This is a genomic window from Desulfobotulus sp. (genome assembly GCF_034006065.1).
Lineage (GTDB): Bacteria > Desulfobacterota > Desulfobacteria > Desulfobacterales > ASO4-4 > Desulfobotulus.
Window position 1 is genome coordinate 1 of sequence record NZ_JAVETM010000021.1, and the last position, 20,290, is coordinate 20,290.

At 56.9% G+C, this 20,290-nt stretch carries 20 protein-coding genes; 2 read left to right on the forward strand and 18 right to left on the reverse strand.

Annotated elements, in window-relative coordinates; all coding sequences use genetic code 11:
• Positions 1–1,748: Mu transposase C-terminal domain-containing protein (locus RBR60_RS09205; protein ID WP_320355994.1), on the reverse strand; the 1,748-nt coding region annotated here is incomplete at its 3' end.
• Complete coding sequence (locus RBR60_RS09210) at positions 1,745–1,945, reverse strand: DNA-binding protein (RefSeq protein WP_320355995.1); 201 nt, start codon at positions 1,943–1,945, stop codon at positions 1,745–1,747. The genes RBR60_RS09205 and RBR60_RS09210, both read right to left, overlap by 4 nt.
• Positions 1,946–2,170: 225 nt before the next feature.
• On the opposite strand from RBR60_RS09210, the gene RBR60_RS09215 reads away from it, so the two are divergent.
• A complete protein-coding gene (locus RBR60_RS09215) occupies positions 2,171–2,638 on the forward strand; it encodes a helix-turn-helix domain-containing protein (RefSeq protein WP_320355997.1) in 468 nt (155 codons plus the stop codon).
• 162 nt (positions 2,639–2,800) lie between these two features.
• Here the strand turns inward: RBR60_RS09215 and RBR60_RS09220 are convergent, their stop codons facing one another.
• The 6 genes from RBR60_RS09220 to RBR60_RS09245 all read right to left on the reverse strand — a co-directional run bounded on the left by RBR60_RS09220 (position 2,801) and on the right by RBR60_RS09245 (position 7,834).
• Positions 2,801–3,403: a substrate-binding domain-containing protein gene (locus tag RBR60_RS09220; protein ID WP_320355999.1), complete on the reverse strand. Its 603-nt coding sequence runs from the start codon at positions 3,401–3,403 to the stop codon at positions 2,801–2,803.
• Entirely contained in the window at positions 3,385–4,248 is an 864-nt protein-coding gene (locus RBR60_RS09225) for a radical SAM protein (RefSeq protein WP_320356001.1), read from the reverse strand. The genes RBR60_RS09220 and RBR60_RS09225 overlap by 19 nt, the downstream gene beginning before the upstream one ends.
• Positions 4,249–4,331: 83 nt before the next feature.
• Complete coding sequence (locus RBR60_RS09230; protein WP_320356003.1) at positions 4,332–4,550, reverse strand: sulfurtransferase TusA family protein; 219 nt, start codon at positions 4,548–4,550, stop codon at positions 4,332–4,334.
• Between the two features lie 27 nt (positions 4,551–4,577).
• A complete protein-coding gene (yedE, locus tag RBR60_RS09235) occupies positions 4,578–5,663 on the reverse strand; it encodes a YedE family putative selenium transporter (RefSeq protein WP_320356005.1) in 1,086 nt (361 codons plus the stop codon).
• Positions 5,664–5,734: 71 nt separating this feature from the next.
• Entirely contained in the window at positions 5,735–6,526 is a 792-nt protein-coding gene (locus RBR60_RS09240; protein ID WP_320356007.1) for an acyl-CoA dehydratase activase, read from the reverse strand.
• Positions 6,527–6,556: 30 nt separating this feature from the next.
• Entirely contained in the window at positions 6,557–7,834 is a 1,278-nt protein-coding gene (locus RBR60_RS09245) for a double-cubane-cluster-containing anaerobic reductase (protein ID WP_320356008.1), read from the reverse strand.
• A gap of 558 nt (positions 7,835–8,392) precedes the next feature.
• On the opposite strand from RBR60_RS09245, the gene RBR60_RS09250 reads away from it, so the two are divergent.
• Complete coding sequence (locus RBR60_RS09250; RefSeq protein ID WP_320356010.1) at positions 8,393–8,713, forward strand: hypothetical protein; 321 nt, start codon at positions 8,393–8,395, stop codon at positions 8,711–8,713.
• Between the two features lie 119 nt (positions 8,714–8,832).
• Here the strand turns inward: RBR60_RS09250 and RBR60_RS09255 are convergent, their stop codons facing one another.
• The 10 genes from RBR60_RS09255 to RBR60_RS09295 form a co-directional block, all read right to left on the reverse strand.
• Entirely contained in the window at positions 8,833–9,786 is a 954-nt protein-coding gene (locus RBR60_RS09255; RefSeq protein ID WP_320356012.1) for an AraC family transcriptional regulator, read from the reverse strand.
• A gap of 129 nt (positions 9,787–9,915) precedes the next feature.
• Complete coding sequence (locus tag RBR60_RS16810; RefSeq protein ID WP_413815458.1) at positions 9,916–10,347, reverse strand: Type 1 glutamine amidotransferase-like domain-containing protein; 432 nt, start codon at positions 10,345–10,347, stop codon at positions 9,916–9,918.
• Entirely contained in the window at positions 10,332–11,726 is a 1,395-nt protein-coding gene (mnmE, locus tag RBR60_RS09260; RefSeq protein WP_320356014.1) for a tRNA uridine-5-carboxymethylaminomethyl(34) synthesis GTPase MnmE, read from the reverse strand. The genes RBR60_RS16810 and mnmE overlap by 16 nt, the downstream gene beginning before the upstream one ends.
• Before the next feature lie 166 nt (positions 11,727–11,892).
• Positions 11,893–13,209 carry an RNA-binding cell elongation regulator Jag/EloR gene (jag, locus tag RBR60_RS09265; protein WP_320356016.1) on the reverse strand — a complete coding sequence of 439 codons (1,317 nt, stop codon included), beginning with the start codon at positions 13,207–13,209 and terminating at the stop codon, positions 11,893–11,895.
• A gap of 12 nt (positions 13,210–13,221) precedes the next feature.
• The gene (yidC, locus tag RBR60_RS09270) at positions 13,222–14,862 is read right to left on the reverse strand and encodes a membrane protein insertase YidC (protein ID WP_320356018.1); all 1,641 of its coding nucleotides are present in this window, start codon (positions 14,860–14,862) and stop codon (positions 13,222–13,224) included.
• A gap of 139 nt (positions 14,863–15,001) precedes the next feature.
• Entirely contained in the window at positions 15,002–15,214 is a 213-nt protein-coding gene (yidD, locus tag RBR60_RS09275) for a membrane protein insertion efficiency factor YidD (protein ID WP_320356020.1), read from the reverse strand.
• Positions 15,215–15,658, reverse strand: a complete 444-nt coding sequence (gene rnpA, locus RBR60_RS09280; protein WP_320356022.1) for a ribonuclease P protein component — start codon at positions 15,656–15,658, stop codon at positions 15,215–15,217.
• 201 nt (positions 15,659–15,859) lie between these two features.
• Complete coding sequence (gene rpmH / locus RBR60_RS09285; protein WP_320356024.1) at positions 15,860–15,994, reverse strand: 50S ribosomal protein L34; 135 nt, start codon at positions 15,992–15,994, stop codon at positions 15,860–15,862.
• A 151-nt stretch (positions 15,995–16,145) separates the two neighbouring features.
• A complete protein-coding gene (locus RBR60_RS09290; protein ID WP_320356026.1) occupies positions 16,146–17,699 on the reverse strand; it encodes an Rne/Rng family ribonuclease in 1,554 nt (517 codons plus the stop codon).
• Positions 17,684–20,209 (reverse strand): TIGR03960 family B12-binding radical SAM protein, encoded by a 2,526-nt coding sequence (locus RBR60_RS09295; protein WP_320356028.1) that lies wholly within the window; start codon positions 20,207–20,209, stop codon positions 17,684–17,686. The genes RBR60_RS09290 and RBR60_RS09295 overlap by 16 nt, the downstream gene beginning before the upstream one ends.
• Between the last annotated feature and the right edge of the window lie 81 nt (positions 20,210–20,290).

A 20,290-nucleotide genomic window follows, 5' to 3' on the forward strand; every position in this document is an offset into this window, starting at 1 on the left:
ATGGGACGGGCCACACAAAGGAATTTTGAATCCTTAAACACATAGCTGCACACGGGGTTGTGTCTGGGGTGCCGCACAAGGAGCTTCTCCCCGTCGTACTGGTGCAGGGCCTCGTGGTAGTAGCGCCAGCCCCCCGATGCCACCGTACCGGCTGTCACCACCCGCTCGCTGCGGTCGGCAAAGGCCAGCATCAGGGCCTCTTCATCCACCGTCAGCTTCCGCCACCCGCTCTCCGTCCATTCCGTAAGCACCTGCACCGGAGACCGGCCCTTCATGTGCTCCCCGCCCTGGGGTGTGGCGTGATAGTAGGGGATGGCATCGCTAAAAAAGCTTTTGAGATCCTCAAGGGATGTGGCCTCCGGAGCCTTGCCCAGCCGCCGGGTGCGTTTCACCATGCGGTCGCCGCCTGCGTACAGCGGATGCCAGCCCAGATACCAGGACAGGGCAGAGAAAATCCCTTCGAGGTTCTTGGCCCGTGGCTTGAACGGCTGGGTGCGGATGATGCGGCCTTCTTCCGTGTCCATCTGAACCCCGCCAAAGGCCCCGCCGGACAGGGTGGCCAGCTCGCTCCATGCGTCCAGCATCTCCGTCCAGGAGTATTCTGACCCGTTGTCCAGATAGAGACGTTTGGGCATCCCCCAGGGTGAATGGGCGCACATGGAGGCAAATGACAGCGCCACATGCTCCCGCCGCACACCCGTTCCCTTTTCCGGCAGATAGCCCGTCACATGGATCATGTTCGTGGCCGCATCCTGCCAGACGATCAGCCGCGCCCAGGCAAGCTTGCCATCGGCCCGCAGCACCGGGATGTCGCAGGGGGACACATCCCCGAACACAAGGTCTCCGGGGGCGTACTTTTCACGGGTTCGGTAGATGGGGGTCTGGTGTTTGTCGTAGAACTTCTTGGCATCCCTCTTGTGGGTGGCGATCCTGGCATACCGCCGTTCCGCCTCCACGAACTTCCGGGGCACCTTGCAGCAGCGCTTTGCCACCGCATCAGACATCCCCGCCGCCACCGAGAGCTTATAGAGCACAGGCCGTGCAAGGTTCTGCACCTGCCGGATGGATGTGTCCGCCTGCGCCCAGAGACCCCGCACGGAAAGAGTCATTTCATGAGCTATTTCCATGATCTTTTCTTTGCTTATTCCGGAGCCTGCCGCCATCTCCTCCCACCGCTGGGAGATCAGCGTCCGGGCCTGCCCCCGATCCGTGCGCACCTTATCCATAAGGGCCGTGATCCCGCCCTTGCGGTGCTTTTCTTCCCAACGGTACAGGGTAGGGACGGATACGCCATGGGCCTCGGCCAGCACTTCCGCCTTCTCCCGGCGACCTTTGGCCCGGAGCGGGAAGGAGAGAAGCGGCTCGATCATCCGATACCGCCGCATGGCCTCCTCACTGCGCCGCTTGGCACAGCCCTCGTCAAGGGTCATGAGCATACCCACATGCACGTTCGTGGCATCCTCCCGAACCGCCGCCACAAGGGCCTGCGCCTCGGTGGAAACCTGCACGGCGGGGAGATTGGAAGACGGGGCGGGAGGGGAAATGGTTTCAACGGACTGACGGACATCATGGATGGCAAGGGCGCGCTGCACCTCGGCCGGAAGCTGCATGGCGGAGAACAGACGCTTGCGTCCGCCCCGGCATGTGGCTTCGGTAAACGGCCAGGACTCGCGGAGGGCGCGTTTATCTATCGCACTCTTGCTCACCCCAAGGGCATCAGCTACCTTTCTTGCATCCAGATAGGTCATAGGATCACGCCGTCCTTGATGCCCAGAAGGACGCAGGCGCGGTGGGCATCACCCCGTACGCCTTTCTTTCTGCCTGCCAGAACTTCATATACGGTACGCTCTGGCAGACCGTGTTCCTTTGCCCATTCACGGATGGTGATCCCTTGTCGGGTAAATTCATCTCGTGCTTGCTCTCGTGTCATTAGTCTGGTACGCATATGGGGTTCCTTTGGTGTCATTTTGTGGAACATGGAGGCACTATAGTTCTCAAATGAGTACCATGTCAAGCCCAATCGAGTCCCTTTTTCTGTTCCGCACTTAGTTGTCGCTTTGAAAAATAGACTTTTTGGCAATATTGCATGTGATTTCGAGGTGTTTAAGCAAAGTGCGGAAGGTTCTCATTTCGGCACTTTTTGTTCCGCGCTTTCCGGAGGAAGTATGGAATGGATGTGAAAGACAGGATTCGTGAATGGCGGCAAGCACTAGGCCTCACACAGGCCGCTTTCAGCGAGCAAACCGGAGTCCCTCTCCGAACAATCAAGGGGTATGAATCTGGTGAAAGAAGCCCAGGGATGGAAGCCCTTGCGTCCATTGCAAAGACGGGGGTGAATCTGAATTGGCTGCTGACAGGTGAGGGCAATATGCGGAACAAAGAAGAGAAGGCCGCTACGCCGGAAGTAGCTGTAGCTACGCCGGATATAGCTGTAGCTACGCCGGATATACCTCCGGAACTGGAACCGTTCCGCAGACAGTTAGAGGCCATTGCAAAGCTGGTGACAGATATTCCGGACCCGGAAAAACGTGCGGCACTGATGGCAGAGTTTTCCACACGCGCTCAGGACGCGAAACAAATGGCCGAGCTGAAGCGCACGGTCGAGGACCTCCGCGCCGCCCAACAAAAAACGGGTTGACCCCGGCATAATTAACCGCCAGAATCACCCGTATCCGATCTCGGAAATCTCAAATAATCAGAGCAAACCCACACCCCCCGAAAAAGACCGCCCCCGTCCCCGCAAACCCGCGCCAGTCTTGCATATCCCGCAAAATCTCACATCATCCCACCAAATCCCGCATCATTTCCGTCTCACCAGTTCCGTCTCAAATAACTGGTGGGGCTGAACCGGGATCACGGTCTGCACGCAGTCTCCGAGAACGCTGGCCTGAGCCAGCGCCACCTCTTCCACCCCCGCTTTTTTCAGAATGACCAAAGCGGCCTGCCCACCGGGAGGAGAGGCTTCCGGTGCCAGCACCATGCGCACATCAGGCCTTTTCAGATCCTCCATGTCATAAACCCTTCCGGGATTGCCTTTGGGAACGGCCAGCACATACTCGGTGAAACAGAGGGGCCTGAAGGACAGCATCCGGCCTTCGGCTTTGAGTTTCCGGGCCAGATCCAGCACTCTCGGGGCAAAGACCTCGGTCTGCCCGTGGGCGAGGAGGGATTTTCCCAGGGCTGCGGCAAAGGCGCCGGTGTAGGCGATGTCGCAGCCCGTGGCCTTTTCGAATGCCGCATTGGCGGGCATCATGGCTTCGGCAAGCCCGCCGCAGGACCAGACCTCAAGGCTCTGGCCGGAAAAGGGGGCTGCACCTGCGCCTGTACTGGCGGCAAGAAGGCCGCCCAGGGCAAGGCCGCTCCCTTTAAGAAAATTGCGCCTTGTCAGGCCGTTTTCCGACATGAAATATTCTCCTTTCCAGGAATGCCCTCCGCATCCGCCCGGCACTGACGACAACGCCTGAAGGTTGGCAGCAGGGGAGCGCAGGTCTCGTGAAGGGCCGCCATCTTTTTTGCCGACGGTGGGGCCATATGGGCTGTCGCGCCATTGGGGATGAGGGGCATGGGGTTGAGGATCCCCGCGCCCAGGGCCGCTACCCTGGCCGCGATTTCCGGGATGTGTTCATCGTTGATGCCCGGCACCACCACGGTATTGATTTTGACGAACATTCCCGCATAAACCGCCTCTTTCAGGCCCCAAAGCTGGCGATCAAGCAGTATCCCGGCCCCTTCCTCCCCCCTGATTTTTTCTTTTCCGTCCAGAATCCAGGGCTGGATTTTTGCCGTGATCACAGGGTCCACCGCGTTGATGGTGATGCTGAGGTGCTCCAACCCAAGGCGGAGCAGGGTGTCAAGGTTTTCGGGAAGGGCAAGACCATTGGTGCAGAGACAGAGCCGTGCTTCGGGAAAACGCCTGCGGATGGCGGCAAGGGTGATGAAGGTTTCGGGGTTGGCCAGGGGATCACCGGGGCCAGCAATGCCGATCACAGACTCCCTGCCCCAGGTGGCGATGAAGTCTGCGGTTTTTTTCAGGGCGGCTTCCGGAGACAGCAGGCAGGAGGCCTTTCCCGGCCCCCCGGCCGCCATGGTTTCCGGATTTTCCGGGCCGATGCTGCGGGTGCAGTAGATGCAGTGCAGATTGCACGCCGGGGCCACGGGCAGATGCAACCGGGCGATTTTATGGTGCGCTCCTTCATGCACACAGGGATGAAAGGGCAGTTTCGGTCTTCTGAGCGGTGCAGAAAACATGGTCTGACTCCACAGGCTTTTAAAAAAGGAAGGCCCTGTTTTCGGAAAATCCTTACAAACAGGGCCTTTGAAGGGAAAGGGGATCAGCCCTTTACCAGATGCAGGGTGTAGTCCCCGTCCTTTTCATCCACGGAGGCAAGTTTCCAGCCCCTGGATTCCGCAGCGCGGGCCACGTTTTCACGGGCCGCCTCCGTATCCACCAACACGGAAAGTTTTCCTCCTTTGACGAGGGGAAGGGCCTTCAGGGTGTCCAGCACGGGCTGGGGACAGGAAAGCCCCCGCTCATCCAGTGTTTCTGTCATGGTTCTTCTCCTTTATCCTTGAAAGAATCAGGCTTTTTTCAGGGTTCCGAAAAATCCGATGGCAAGGCAGACCCCAAGGCCCACGCCAAGACCCAGAATACCGTTGGGCCCCACACCCGCAGGGGAGCTGGCCATGCCGAAGTTGTGGGCAAAGGCGGCACCGACAATCATGCCCAGCACAAAGATGGCGGCATCGCCGTCCCCTTCTCCGGAAAGAAAGAGCTGACGGCCAGGGCAGCCTCCGGCCAGGGCAAAGGCAAGGCCTGCCAGTACCATGCCCATGAAGTTCCAGATGCCTAAGCTGTGGGCCACGGGCTGTCCCGTAAATCCGGGCTTGAACTGGCCGAAGGCAAGATTGGCGAGAAAGGCCACGACCACCAGGGCGATGAGTCCGGAGAAGAGGTGCATCTGTTTAAAGAGGATGAGATCCCGAAGTGCCCCCATGGTGCAGAAACGGCTGCGCTGGGCAAGCCCGCCCACGAGAAGTCCGATGGCAAGGGAAATGAAAAGGGGGGCGTACATGGCCCCAGGCCCCTTTACGCTGTAAAAGATCACGCCGCTTTTGGCTTCTCCGGCCACGGGTGGATTGTAAAAGGCCAGCACCAGAAGCCCCAGCATGAGAAGGGGCATGGCAAGGCCCACAAATTTTGGCGCTTTCCTTGCGGGCCCCAGGTTGTAGCCGCCTCTCAGGAAAAGGGTGCCGATGAAGACTCCGGCCGTAAGACCGAGAAGACCGAAGAGGGCGTTCCAGTCTCCTCCTGCCAGACGGAGCAGGGCCCGCCAGGGGCAGCCGAGAAAGATCAGGGCACCGATCATGGCGAAAAAGCCCAAGGCAAAACGGATCACCGGGGCAGAGCCTGTGCGGGGCCGGAAGTCTTTTGCCAGAAGGGCGGCCCCGAGGGAGCCCAGCACAAAGCCCATGATTTCCGGTCTGAGGTACTGCACCACATCCGCCCGGTGCAGCCCCAGAGCGCCTGCGATGTCCCGCTCAAAGCAGGCCACACAGATGCCCATGTTGGGCGGGTTGCCCAGCTTCTGCAGAAGGGCTGCGAGAAGACCGATGACAGCACCGACGGCGATGATGCCCCATCGGGTGGATAAATGGTTTTTCATGGTGGTGTTTTCTCCTTTGTTCGGATTTGGACAGAACCGAGCCCCTTTGGGGACATCGGAAAAAAACGGTTTCAGGCAGCAAGTTTTCCTTCATTTTCCTGCCCCCAGAGGGCGGCTCCCAGGGCGCCGGACATATCCGGGTTCAGGGGGATGCAGAGAGTCTTTCCTTCTTCAAGCTTCAGCTCCTTCTCAAGAAGGACCCGGATACAGGGGTTGTGGGCAACCCCTCCCGCAAAGACCAGCGGACTTTCCAGTCCCACCCGCCGCAGCATGCCCACGGTGCGGCGGACAATGGAAAGGTGCAGCCCTAAGGCGATGTTTTCCGGCCTTACCCCCTGGGCCATGAGGGAGGTGGCTTCGGTTTCCGCAAACACGGTGCACATATTGTTGATGAGCGGCGGCGTATCCCCCATGAGGGCGTAAGCGCCGAAATCCTCCACAGGAATCTGGAAGATGTTGGCCGTGTATTCCAGAAACTTGCCCGTACCTGCGGCACAGCGGTCGTTCATCTCAAAACGGGACACCTTGCCCGTGGCCGTAAGACCGATGGCCTTGGTGTCCTGACCGCCGATATCCAGCACCATGCGGGCCTCGGGAAAGAGATGGCGGGCGGCCAGGCCGTGGGCCTTGATCTCCGTGAGGGTTTCCACGGGAAGGGAAAGCCCCATGCGCTCCACAAGCCCCCTGCCGTAGCCCGTGGCAATGAGACGATCCGCCTCCAGTTTTTCCAGAAGAGTCCGGATCTGGCGCAGGGGATCAAAGGTGGTGGGAAGCCGTTTTTCCTCTAAAATCTGTCCTTCCCGCAGCCTTACCAGGGCAATGGAGCGGGAGCCGATATCAAGACCTGCAAAGGTAAGGGCCATGGAAAACCTCCGTGTTCCGGGGTGAAGGGGTCAGCGGATCATTTCCACAAAGGCTTCCACGCGGGTTTTCAGCTGCTCCATGTCTTCCATGCTGTAATCCGTTTCAATGGCCAGCATGGGGATTTCCTCTTTGCGCAGCACCTTTTCCAGCTTGATGGCTTCATGGGCATAGGGCTGGCAGAACATGAGACCGTAGTGCAGCACGCCGTCGGCCTTAAGTTCCCTTGCCATGGAGACCACATTGGCCATGCGCTCCGTGTTGGGCGTGAAGCAGGCGCAGTCGATGCGCAGGTAGCGGTCCACCAGGGCATCGATGAGGCCGTCCATGTCCTGGGCGCTCTCGTCCGTGAGATCCCGGATATTGCGCGTGCCGATGCAGGATTCCTCGCCCACGATGACAGCACCGGAGCTTTCCGTGATGTAGGGCAGTTTCCAGTTGGGTACGGCCATGGGACAGCCGGAAAGAAGGATGCGGGGGGTGCCTTTGGGGCTGACCCCTTCTTTCGCCCCTACCCGGACTTCCATCTGATCGCAGAGGGCATTGATGGAGGCGGTGAAGCGGACGGGATCATCATAAAAGGCCACCTGATGGATGAGCAGGGCATCCCGGCCGGAGATGGGGGAAGGATCGGCGCTGCGCAGGGCATCAAGGCGCTGGAGGGCCTTGCGTTTGGCATTGACGGTGGCCATGGCGGCCCGGAGCTTTTCGGGGGTAATGGCGACACCGGTAAGGGTCTCCAGTTTTTCCTTGTAGCGGATCACTTCACTGCGGAAGAGGGCGCGGGCCGCATCGGTTTTGGTCTGGGGCAGTTCCATCACATGCATGGGCACCAGTTCCCCGAAGGCTTCATAGGCTTTTTTCTTGCCGTCGCAGGTGGTTTCTCCCACCACCAGATCGCAGGATTCCGTGAAGGGGCAGATCCTTGCCATCTTGAATCCCACAAAGGACTTGATGAGGGCGCAGGTGTTACGGGGCAGGATTTTTTCCGCTTCCTCCGTTCCCGCCTCCGCACCGGCGCAAAGCCCCACATGCACCGCTCCGGCAGCAAGGGTCAGCTCTTCGGGCACAAAGACGCAGAAGGTGCCGACCACCTTTGCGCCCCTGGCCTTGGCTTCCTGCAATTCCTGAACCCTCAGGCCATGCACCTCGCTCAGGACAAAGTCGAGGTATTCCATACCCTTGAGCCGTCCTTCCTGGGACATGTAGATATCGCCGTAAAACTGGCCCAGTACGCCCAGCAGGGCATCGTGGGCGGGAAGATCCAGGTTGAGTTTTTCCCACATTTCGGCATAGCGCGCGTCGGTCATGGAAGCTCCTTTAAAAAGCAGGGTAGGGGCAGGCCGGTTGTTTTTTCCTTTCCGCCCCGGTTATTCAAAGAAGATTTTTTGTATGCAAACCCGCATGGCGCATAGATATAGGCAATGGAAAGCCCCTGGATCAAATTGTTCCTTTCAATATGTTTTTGTCAGAATATTGAGATTCTCTATTTGATGATATTCTGGAGTGGTTTGTGCATTTTTTGATTGTATTGTGTACTCTGAATGTCCCGTTGTTTCTGGATGGGAATGAAGATGTGTGGGCTGGGGAAGGGGGGGTAAAAAATAATTATGAAATAATATAATGTTTCATATCAATGCTTTGTGTTTTTGATCCGGGATTGCCATCAAAATTTCAGGCTGTGTTGTATGATGTGGCAGGAAAAATGCTAGTGATGCGGGGTGTCCGTCCGGTCAGGACTCTTTGAGACTCTCCGGACAGGATAAGGATTTGGCAGACCGTTTTTTTAAAGGGGAGAACCCCGATATCTCCGCAGAGCCGTCCAGATGGCCCTGCGGTGCAACCCCAGTCTTTAAAGGAGCAAAATCATGTTTTCCCTCACCTTCCGCACCCCCGACTACGACATCAGCGCCATTCAGCCCAAATTCGAAGGCCCCCAGAAATCCCAGAAAAACGAACTCCGCAAGTGGGCAGACGAAGTCACTGCCTTCTCCCAGCGCATGGACAGTCTTTCCGGTAAGGCCAAGGTTCTCTCCGATATTTTCGCCGAAGCCTCCCTGCCCTCTCTGCCCAGTGGCGGCATTCGCCAGCTGAAAAAAGAACTCTTTGCCATTCATGATCTCATGAGCCAGGCCCTGGAAATTGCAGGTCGCATTGAAAACGATCTCATTCAGCCGGGTCGGCACTGATTGTTTTAAAATTTCTGTAAGAGGTGAGAGGGGCAGAGTTTAAGGATCTGCCCCTCTTGTGTTTCTTAAAGGCGGGTTTCAGCGAAAAAAAGGCCCTCTGTCCTTTATCCTCAGGGTTCTCAGGCTGGCTTTATGGGGATGCAGATATCCACAATCCACTTGCCTTCGGGGTGTTCTTCGGGATTGTTGTGATAACGCTCCAGACAGGGGCTGTCCTCACAGGCGTATCCCTTTTCCATGAACCACCTGAAGGCTTCGTCCCAGGCTTTGGCAAAATCCATATCCGCGATTTCAAAGCGGCACACGGCATAGGGGCCGCCGCGCAATTTCTGCACACTGATCCCTCCGTCGGGCTCTGTCCCCTCGGGCAGGGAAATGCAGGCGTCCATACGGCATTTTTCAGGAGGTGTGACTTCGGGATTGTCCCAGTACACACCCAGAACCCTTTCCGACCCCAGGTACCCTTTCGGCCCTGCCCAGGCCATCAGTTCGCCAAAGGCCCTTTCACAGGTTTCAGGGCCATATGCGCCCAGCTTGCGCACATAGGCCACATGGTATGCGGGCATCTGCTCAATACTTCCTTCCATGGTCAACTCCCTTCGTTTTTTCAGATTTTGGAAGAATGGACTGCTTGCAAGCATCCTGTCCGCAGAGTAGGAAAATTCCGGATGAAATACGTTTCCCTCCTTGCTGGATGTGTTTCCAGCCTTGCTTTTTCTGTAAGCCGAGGGGCTCATGGCAAAACACTGGCGAAAGGCTTTGGCAAAATTCTGGGAGCTTGAGAATCCGCAATCCATGGCAATGTCCGTGATGTTTTCCCGAGGATTCTGAAGCAGGCGGTTGGCAGCCCGCTCCAGACGCAGCCTGCGGGTGAAGGCGGCCACGCTTTCTCCTGTGAGGGTGGTAAAAATCCTGTGAAAATGAAAGGCCGAAAAAGCTGCGGCACCCGCGATTTCTTCAAGAGAAAGTTCACGGTCAAGATTTCGGCTGATGAAGTTCATGGCATCACAGATACGCCTGCGGTAATCCATGAGGGTGAGGGGGACGGTGGAAAGCGAGGATTTATTTTCCATGAAAAAAGCCTTACCTCCTTTTTCTTCCCTTCATGCCCAAAGGGATGCAGCCGTCCCTGGGATTGGGAATTCAGGTCCCAGGCAATCCGCCCTTTCCGAAGGAGGCTGAAGTTTTTTTAAAAATCGGATTTAAAAAACGCTGTTTTCTCCCGTAAAAATTTCCACAGGTGTTCTGCCGTTTTTAAAAAGCCGCAGGGTGCTGCTGCCGATCGGATGGATGGAAGATCCTTTCATCACAAGGCCCGTCCCTTCCCACAAACCCAAAACGATCCCTTGGGGATGACGCCCCGAGGAATTCCTCAATGCGCATCTGCCGGGTTTCCCCTGCGTGGCCTTCGGGATGGGTATCGAGGTAATGGGGATTGATCTGAAAAGAACCAAGCCCGAAGATCCTGAAACTTTCCGGCTCAAGATAGGCATGTCATTGGGGACGCGCAGAGTGGGGCAGACCACATTGGCGCCAGCGCTCCAGCCCATGCAGGGACAGTCTTCCGCCATTTTCCACCGCAGGGTAGTGATGATGCCGGAGCTGTACAGAAGTCCTTTTATTTTCCGATGCAGAAATCTGAGAAAATCCTGTCCAGCAGATCCGGTTCAGGATGTTCTCCCAGAACCCGGCCCAGCTCCCGGATGGCCGTATCCAGATCCACGGCCAGCAGATCCCAGAAGTCTCCGGCTTCAAGGCCTGCCCTAACGCGTGAAAGCGCGGCGCAGGTCTCCTCAAAGGCCTGCTTGTGACGCAGGTTGGGCAGGGCGGCGTGTTCCATGGTCGGAGGCGCTGCAAGGTCGCAAAGGATTTTTTTCAACGCATCCATGCCCTCCCCCGTGCGTGCGCACACGGCAACCCGGGCCTCGGGTTGCCAGGATGGGGGAAGGACAAGGGCTTCGGCATCTTCCACAAGGTCTTTTTTATTGAACACCACCACATAAGGGCAGGGCCGGATTTCAGCTTCCAGCAGACAACTGGGAGCATCCGCGCCCTTTGTGGCGTCCAGAACCAGAAGAACACGATCCGCTTCCCGGATTTTTGCTCTGGCCCGTTCAATCCCCATGTTTTCCACAGGATCCCCGGATTCCCGGATGCCCGCAGTATCTGTAAGCACAAAGGGCAGGCCCGCAAGGTGAAGGGATTCTTCCACAAGATCCCGCGTGGTGCCGGGAATGTCCGTCACAATGGAGCGCTCCTGCTCCAGAAGTCGGTTCATGAGCGAAGACTTGCCCACATTGGGCACACCAGCAATGACAAGACGCAGCCCTTCCCGCAAGCGCATGCCGTCTTCTCCCCTGCGGATCCAGCGGGAAAGGGTGGGCAGGTAGACATCTTCCAGGTCCCGCAGCATGGCGGCGGGATCCACCAACTCTCCCACATCTTCGGGAAAATCAATCTCCGCAGCCATGCGCGTGGCAAGGCTCAGAAGGGATTCACGCAGGCGGCGAACCTCGGAACCGAGCTCCCCCCGGAGCAGGGCGGAACCCATTTTTCGTGCAGCAGCGGTTCTGGCTTCAATGAGATCCATCACCCCTTCGGCCTGGGTCAGGTCCATGCGGCCGGCCAGAAAGGCCCTGCGGGTGAACTCCCCTGGCTCCGCAAGACGCGCGCCCTGATCCAGAATCAGAGCCAACAGGGTCCGAAGGAGAAAAGGGCCTCCATGGGCTTGAAATTCCACCACATCCTCGCCGGTAAAGGATCGAGGAGCGCGCATGACGACAACAAGGGCCTCGTCCAGAATTTCCCCTGAACGCGGATCCCGGATATGGCCCAGGGTGAGATGATGGGAAACAAGGGTCTCCGGCCGTACGGGATCTTCTTGTCCTTTTTTGTGAAAAAGACGACAGGCCAGGGGCAGGGCTTCCGGACCTGAAACACGCACAATGCCGATGCCTCCCGTTCCGGGAGGGGTGGCGATGGCGGCGATGGTGTCGGTGATGGGTGCAAACATGGTCTTCCTGTGCAAAAGAATGGTCTGTGAAAGGGAGGCCTCCTGGCAGCAGCACCAGCCAGGGCTCATTTTCCATGGATTCCTGGTTTAAAAAAAACACCGCCTCCCCTTATAAGGAAAACGGTGCTCGATTCACAGGATCCAGGAGCGATGGCAAAACTTTGGATCAGGCGTCTTCACTGCCGTTTCCATCGCCTCTGCGACGTCGGACCTTTTTGGGAAAAATCACCAGCCTGCGGTAGTAACCTTCCCCCACACTCTGGGTGCGGACCGCCCGATCATCCTTCAGAGCCAGGTGAATGATTCTGCGATCATGGGCATTCATCTGACCTATGGTGGCGGGCTTGCCCGTGCGCCTGGCCTTTTCCGCCTGCTTCAGGGCCAACTGCTGCAGATGTTCCTTGCGGGTTTCAATGTAGCCTTCCACATCCATCTGCACCCGGATGCGACCTTCGGCGTCACGGTTCACGATCTTGTCCACCACATACTGGATGGCCTCCAGGGTCTGCCCCCGTTTACCAATGATGATGGCGGGATTGCCACCGTCCAGGTTGTAAAGGATGCGGCCTGGGGAGACCTCTTCCCGGATGGTGACATCCTCACTGATGTGGGCAAGAATCTTTTCCAGCACTTCCCGGCCGCGGGCGACCATTTCCGGCGTTACCTCTGCGGGAGGCTGATTTTCCGAGCCGTTTTCTTCCACATCAAGGAAACCGTCGAATCCCCCATCATCGCCATCCGGAACTTCATGATCCTCATCCGGCCCAGCCACAGAAGGCGCTTCGTAATCCTGTTTTGCCTGCTGGGCCGCCTGGGTTTTTTCTTCCCTTACACCGGAAGGCTTTCTTCCCCGGCTGCTTCCGCCCCGACCATTTCTGGATCGGGAAGAGCGGGACCGGCTGCGGGAGGCTGGCTTTGTGGTCTTTTCATCGGCCGTTTCCGTTTCCAGAGCTGCAGCCTTGGAGGGCTGGGCTTCCGCCTCCTTGCGGCCGGGCTTTATTATCTCCTGCCGGGGTGAAGCCTCCTCCCCTTTGGGATCCTGAACAGCCTGGACCGCCGCCTTTTCCTGCTTTGTGGGCAGAGTCGCCTGGGCCTGCGCCACGGGTTTCCTGCCTTCTTCCGGAACCGCAGCGGGTTTTCGGTTATCCGCCTTGGCTTTTCCCTGGGCCCGTCCGGAAACCTTGTCCCCGTTTTTAGTCTTTTTTTCCTGCACAGAAGCGTTCATGGAGCCAAAGGCTTCATCCACCAGGGAAAGGGCGCTGACCTTGTGACCTGAACCCGCGCTTTCTCCGGATTTCCCCTGCCCCTGGCTGAGGGTAATGCGGATTTTGGCCTTCTTAACGCCCACAATGCCGAAAATGCCCGTGGATCCATGGGAGATCACATCGTACTGGAGTTTCTCCTTAGGGATTTTCATGTCCCTGCTGGCATTTTCCAGGGCGTTTTCCACGCTTTTACCTTCATATTCTACGGTGGTATTCATGCCCCCTCCCCATTAGTGCGTGGTCTTGGTGATGTAATACTGCTGCGCAATGGACAGAATATTGTTCACGAGCCAGTAAAGGACAAGGCCTGCCGGGAAGTTGATGAAAATCACCGTGAAAATCAGCGGCAGAAAAAGCATCACTTTGGCCTGTATGGGATCCCCGGCGGGAGGCGCCATTTTCTGCTGAAGGAACATGGTCGCCCCCATGATAATGGTCAGAACGGGAATACCGTAAGGCTCCTGCATGAAAGGGATGGCAAAGCCAAAATCAAACAGGCGGTCCGGCGCGGAAAGATCCTGAATCCAGCCCATGAAAGGCGCATGGCGCAGCTCAATGGCTTCGTAAAGCATGCGGTACAGGGCGATGAAAATGGGCATCTGAACCACAAGGGGCAGACAGCCGCTCATGGGGTTCACCTTGTAGGTCCGGTACAACGCCATGATTTCCTGATTCATCTTCTGCTTGTCATGTCCATACTTTTCCCGCAGCTCCATCATGAGGGGCTGAAGTTTTTTCATCTCATTCATGGCCCGGTAGCTCTTGTTACCCAAAGGCCAGAAGAGAAGCTTGATCAGAATGGTCAGGAGAATGATGGCCACGCCATAATTGGGAATGATGTTGTGGATTTTGTTGAGCAGCCAGAGGCAGGGTTGGGCCAGGATGTCAAACCAGCCGAAATCCACCAGGGCCTGGAGGCCATGGCCGATTTCCTTGAGTACCCCAACGCTCTTGGGACCTGCAAAAAACTGAACTTCCTTGCGCACCAAAGCACCGGGGCCCAGGTGGAAGACATCGGTGTAGTAGGTGGCCCGGAGCAGCCGATCCCCTTCCATGGCAAGGCGCATGACCGCAGGTTCCGTCATGGCGGGCAGTACGGCGGTGGCAAAATAGTGATCCTGAATGGCCACCCAGCGGATATCTCCGCTGTAGCGATCTTTTTTGCGGATCTCCTTGGTTTTGATCCGCTCGATTTCCTTATCAATGAAGGCCGTAGGCCCTTCAAAGCCGATCTGTCGGCCGCTGGGAAGGGGAGACACCATGGAAAAACCCATGCGGTCTGAAATCAGGGCATTCCCCGTGTTCCGGATGCGCACCTCACAGGAAATCAGATAGGTATCCGGACGGAAGGTATACTGCTTTTCCACAAGAATACCGGCAGGTGACAACCAGGAAAAGACAAGACTGCCTTCCTTTTCTCTGAGAACCTGTTTTTCCTGTTCCGGCCCGCTGAAAAAGGCGGTTTCCAGACCCGCAATGCTCCCGCTTTCCGTGGAGAGCAGGAAATTCAGCCCCAGGCTGGCATCCAGCACCGCTTTTTCCGGACTGCCGACCTCAATCCCTTCCCTGTACTTTTTCAGGGAAAGTCCCTTGAAAGCCGCGCCGGTTTCAGAAAGCGTGGCCGTATACAGCGGGGTTTCCACCGTAAACACACGGGGGGGCCGACCTTCCTGTCCCGGAGACGTTTCCGGAATCAGGGGCAGGGGAGAGCGCTGTTCCGGCGTTGTCGGCGTCTGTCCAGAATCCGGCGACAGCGCAAGGGAGGCAGGCTGCTCTGGCGGAGACGTCGGCGTGGGTGTAAAAAAATAATTCCAGACGATAAAGACCAGAAATGACAGCACAATGGCTGCGAGAAAACGAAGCTGCTCCATGAATGGCTCCTAAAAACTCACATGGGGTGCGCGGATGCCCGTTATGCAGACACGGGCTGGAAAAGTCGAAACCGGCACAGGCCGTCACAATCTTCCTTTCCGTTCAAATGACAAAGGGCGGCAGGACGCCTTCACCCGGTCAGGGCACAGGATCCACACCGCCTGGATGGAACGGATGGCACTTCAGGATACGCTTGATGGCCAGAAATCCACCCCGGACAACGCCATGACGCTGCACAGCCTCATAGGCATAGGCAGAGCAGGAAGGGTAGAATCGACACACAGGCCCCAAAAGGGGGGACACAATCAGCTGATATACACGAATCAGCAACAGGATCAGACGTTTAATCACTTAATCACCCGATCTCCCCGCAATTTTGCCGAACAGATCGTGAAGGGAGGAGAATATACGATCCGAAGCCTGATCCACAACTTCCCGTTTGGCAATCACGTGGATGTCTACACCGCCGATGGGAAAGGTTTTTCCCTGGGTGCGGAAAAACTCCCGTACAAGGCGTTTGATGCGATTCCGTTTCACGGCGTTTCCCACCTTCCTGGAAGCGGTAACCCCCAGTCTTGGCTGAGAAAGGCTGTTGTGAAAAAAAAGCGCCAGAAAATAACGGGAATGGACCTTCTTACCTGTTTTTGAAAGCTGGATAAAAGCTCCCCGCTTCTGCAAGCGATCGGTTTTTATAAAACGCTGAGCCTGCAAACCTTCTCCCTTTCTGCCCTGGCAGAAGACAAGCTTTCCCCGATCCGGCTTGGAAGGATCCGGCTGCGTGAACAACACCGGCATCGGGGATTGAAAGATCCGCTTTCTATCCGACAGAATACCCAGACTGAAAAACAGGCAAACCCGCAGCTGACCGAAAATCCGGACTCCGCGTCCCGGAGCAGCGCCCGTCCCTGAAACAGGAATGGAAGCCAGAGACTCTAAGTATTTGTAAAAACAGAATTTCCGTTCAGCTTCCAAGAGAGGTGTCGGCAAAAAACACCATCAAGCGGAAAGACGTTTGCGGCCTTTGGCCCTTCTGGCCTTCAGGACACGGCGACCTGCGACGGTGGACATTCTTTTGCGGAATCCGTGGGTTCTTGCCCGCTTGATACGGCTTGGCTGAAATGTTCTTTTCATGATCTCAATCCCTTACATCATATTTGTCCGTTGTTGTTTTATGCTTCAACAAATCCCGCCCCTCACGGGGCGGCTCTTGTGCTGGCAGTATCCGGAGCCTTTCCCCTACTCCGGACAAATCGCGTCAGGGAATCATATTTCCCTTGTGCTGTCAACCGGATTCTCCGGGTTTACTCCCGGATTTTTTTTGGAATTTTTCAACAATATCAAATTGCTCAGGATGATAGGCTGCATCGGGAACCACATTCACAGGCACGCCGGTCTTCTTTTCCAATACATCCAGCAGGACGCGGGAACCCCGGAGGAGCTGTTCTGCGGTTTCCGGATGACAGCAGACCGTGAAGGCATTGCCCATCATGTCCTGGGAATAGCGCAGAATATCCCGATAAATCTGAAGACAGAGGGTTTCCGCTGAAGCCACATGCCCTCGCCCCTCACAGCAGGGACAGGGCGCACAGAGAATGCGCGAGAGGGATTTTCGGGTTCTCTTGCGGGTCATCTGCACAAGCCCCAGCTCACTCATGGGCAGGATATTGGTTTTGATACGATCGCCCTGCACCGCCTCCCGAAAGGCCTGAAACACCCGCTCCTGATTGGCCGGCCGGGCCATATCAATGAAATCCACAATGATGATGCCGCAAAGGTTCCGCAGGCGGATCTGGTAGGCAATCTCCCGAACCGCCTCCAGATTGGTGAGAAGGATGGTCTCCTCAAAATTCTCTTTTCCCACATAACGGCCCGTATTCACATCAATGGCCACCAGGGCTTCGGTCTGCTCAATAACAATGTACCCGCCGGACTTCAGCCAGACCTTCTTGCGTAAAGCCCGCTGAATTTCCGTCTCTATATTGTAGGCGTCAAAAATCAGATCCTTACCCTGGTAGTGCACCACATCCACTTCCAGATCCGGCATAGTCCGGCCCAGAAACTGTCTCACCGCATCACATCCTTCCCTGGAGTCAATGACAAGACGCCGGGCGTCATCATGGGTGAGAAGGTCTCTTAAGGATCGGAAAGTGACGGAAAGGTCCCGGTGAATGCGCGCCGGAGCTTTCTGGTTTTTGTAGCGCTCCTGGATAAGCCCCCAGAGCCGGTCCAGCACCTCCACCTCACGGGAAACGGCTTCCGCTTCCACGCCTTCGGCAGCGGTGCGGAAAATATAACCATGCTCCGGGTTGCGCAGATCTTCGATCAGGGCCTTAAGCCGCTGACGCTCCTCATCACAGAGAATCTTCCTTGAAACCCCCAGATGGGGCACCGTGGGCATCAATACGAGAAAGCGCCCCGGAAGGGAAATCTGGGTGCTGACCCTGGCCCCTTTGGTGCTGACAGGGGCTTTAATCACCTGCACCATGATTTCCTGGCCTTCCCTGAGCAGGGCTTCAATGCGGTGTCGGTTTTCCTTGACGCCTTTTCCGGAAAGGGCGGGAGGTCCTTCGGTCTCGTCTTCGGGATCCAGTATTTCCAGAGCGCAGGGATCCGGCATGACATCATCCACATACAAAAAAGCCGCCTGCTTCAGGCCGATGTCCACAAAGGCCGCCTGCATGCCCGGCAATACCCGCTGGACCCGGCCCTTATAGATACTGCCCGTAACATTTTCCTCCTCGCCCCGCTCCACAAAAAACTCCGCAAGGCTGCCGTTTTCAAGGAGGGCCACCCGGGTTTCTCCGGGAGCCACGTTCACAATCAGCTCTTTTCGCAAAACGCTCCTCTCTCGATCCCTTCTCCGGTATGCACCTTGGCAATGTCAAGCGCCCTCACCGCTTCTGCGTCCATGCCAAAAACAGCCATGAGGATCTGGGAGGGCCGCAGGGTTCTCTCTTCCCAGGATGCCAGGCGAAGAAAAAGGGTGTTTGCGTCAAGAAGGCGCATTTCCTGGACAAATTTCCGGACGTCCAGAAAAAGGGTCTTTCCCTTTTTCCCTGTTTTTTCCAGCATCCATTCCCCGGCGGATTCAAAGGCGGAAAGCCTTTCCGGCTCAAAGGGGGCCATGCTCCGGACCTCATAGGCCGAGACCTGGGCATCCTTTTCTCCGGGTCTCGCTTCCCTGCAGTGGGTGATGCGCAGACCCTGGGGAAGACAGGCATTCACAGCGTCTGCAAAACCGGATGCGGAGACCTCTGCTCCCACGCTTAAGGTAAAGGACTCACAGAAACTGGCCATGCCCAGGGGAAGGGTGTCTTCAAAACGGATTTCAGGTTTTGGGTTAAATCCTGTGGAAAATTTCAAGGATACATGGGCCATGCGCAGGGCTTTCAAAAAAATCTGTATCATCTCAAGGTGCCCGAAAAACCGGGCGGGCCCTGTTTTTTCAAAGGCAACCCGGAGACTTCTGAAGTGCTGGGGCTGGCTGGGGGGCTCTTTTTTTTCCAGCCTGGATTCCGAAAAAAGTCTGGGCTCGATGGTGTCAAAATCACAGATTCCGCAGCCTGCGCAGTTGCCTTCCCGGCAGTCCGGCGTCAGTTCTTCCCGGAAGGCCTTCTGCCATTCCGCCTTGAGAAAATCCTTAGAAACCCGGATGTCCATCACATCCCAGGGCAGGGGTTCTTCCAGGGGACGCTGGCGGCAGACATAGAAATCCACATCCAGCCCCTCTTCAAAAATGGCCTCCTTCCAGAGGTCCTCCCGGAAATAGTCCGTCCAGCCATCCAGAACGCAGCCTTTTTTCCAGGCCCGCACCAGAAGGGGGGCCATGCGGCGGTCGCCCCTGGAAAAAAGCGCCTCCAGCCTGCTGGTCTTGGGATCCTGCCACTTGAACTGCACCCCCGGCATTTTGAGAGCCCCGCGGAGAAAACGGAATTTTTCCATGGATTCTTCCAGGGATATCATGCCCGCCCACTGAAAAGGCGCATGGGGCTTGGGAATAAAGGTGCCCACACTCACCGTGATCTGCCCCCATTTGCCCTGGGGGGTTCGGAAACGGCGAAGCTTGTCCGCAAGGTCCACGATGGCCCGGAGATCTTCCTCCTGCTCCGTGGGAAGCCCCACCATGAAGTAGAGCTTGATCTGGTTCCAGCCCAGGGAGATGGCGTCCCGGACCGTTGTCACAATCTCTTCTTCCGTGAGATTCTTGTTGATCACATCCCGCAGACGCTGGCTGCCCGCTTCCGGCGCGATGGTGAACCCCGTTTTACGGACCTTCTGTATCTGCTGCATGAGGTTTGGTGTCAGACGGCCCGCGCGGATGGAGGGCAGACTGATGGCCCGCTGCTCCCCGGCATAGCGGTCCATGAGCCCTTCCATCAACTCCGCAAGGCAGCCATAATCGCCTGTGGACAGGGAAAGCAGGGACATTTCATCATAGCCCGTGCCCGCAAGGGCCACTTCCGCAATCTGCACCAGTCTTTCCACGGAACGCTCCCGCACAGGGCGATAAAGCATGCCCGCCTGGCAGAAACGGCAACCGCGGGTGCAGCCCCTTGCAATCTCAAGGCGCAGCCGATCATGAATCGGGTTGGTAAAGGGCAGGACAGGCCGCAGGGGGACTGCGGCGGATTCCAGGGAGGGCAGCAGGGCTTTTCGGACAAAAGGAGAAGTTCCCTCTTCGGGGGTCAGGTGCTGGATGCCCGCTTCATCCCAGGAGGGAGTAAAAAAGCCCGGTACATACACGCCATCAAGGGAGGCCAGTTTTTTAAGAAGCTCCCGGCGGCTCGCCCCCTGTTTTTTCCATTCCCGCACCATCCGGCAGAGGTCCGGAAGCTGTTCTTCTCCGTCCCCCATGAGCATGGCGTCAAAAAAAGGCGCCATGGGCTCCGGGTTGCAGACGCAAGGACCCCCTGCAATGATCAGCGGATGGCTTTCGCTGCGCTCATGGTTGTAAAAGGGGAGGCCTGCGAGATTAAGGATTTCAAGAACCCCGGTGTAATTCAGTTCATAAAGGAGGCTGAACCCCAGAATATCCAGCTCCGCCAGGGGCGTACGGGTTTCCAGGGTCATGAGGGGAAGGCCTGCCTGCCTCAGTGCAGTGGCCATATCCGGAGCAGGCACATAAATACGCTCTGCGGCAATGGCCGGATCCCGGTTGAGGATGTCATAGAGAATCTGAAGGCCAAAATGGGAGGCTCCGATTTCATACATATCGGGAAAGGCAAGGCCCACGCGGAAAAAATCCGGACCTTCCTTACGGATATGGTTCACTTCCGTGCCCAGATACCGACTGGGCTTCTCTACCTGTGAAAGCAGGGATTCAAATTGAAGAGCGATTAAGGACATGATAATACCGGAGGCAGAAGGGTATTTGAAAAAATCCGGCGGCAGACAGGGGGCGGGAGAAGGCTTTCAGGGCAAGGAAGC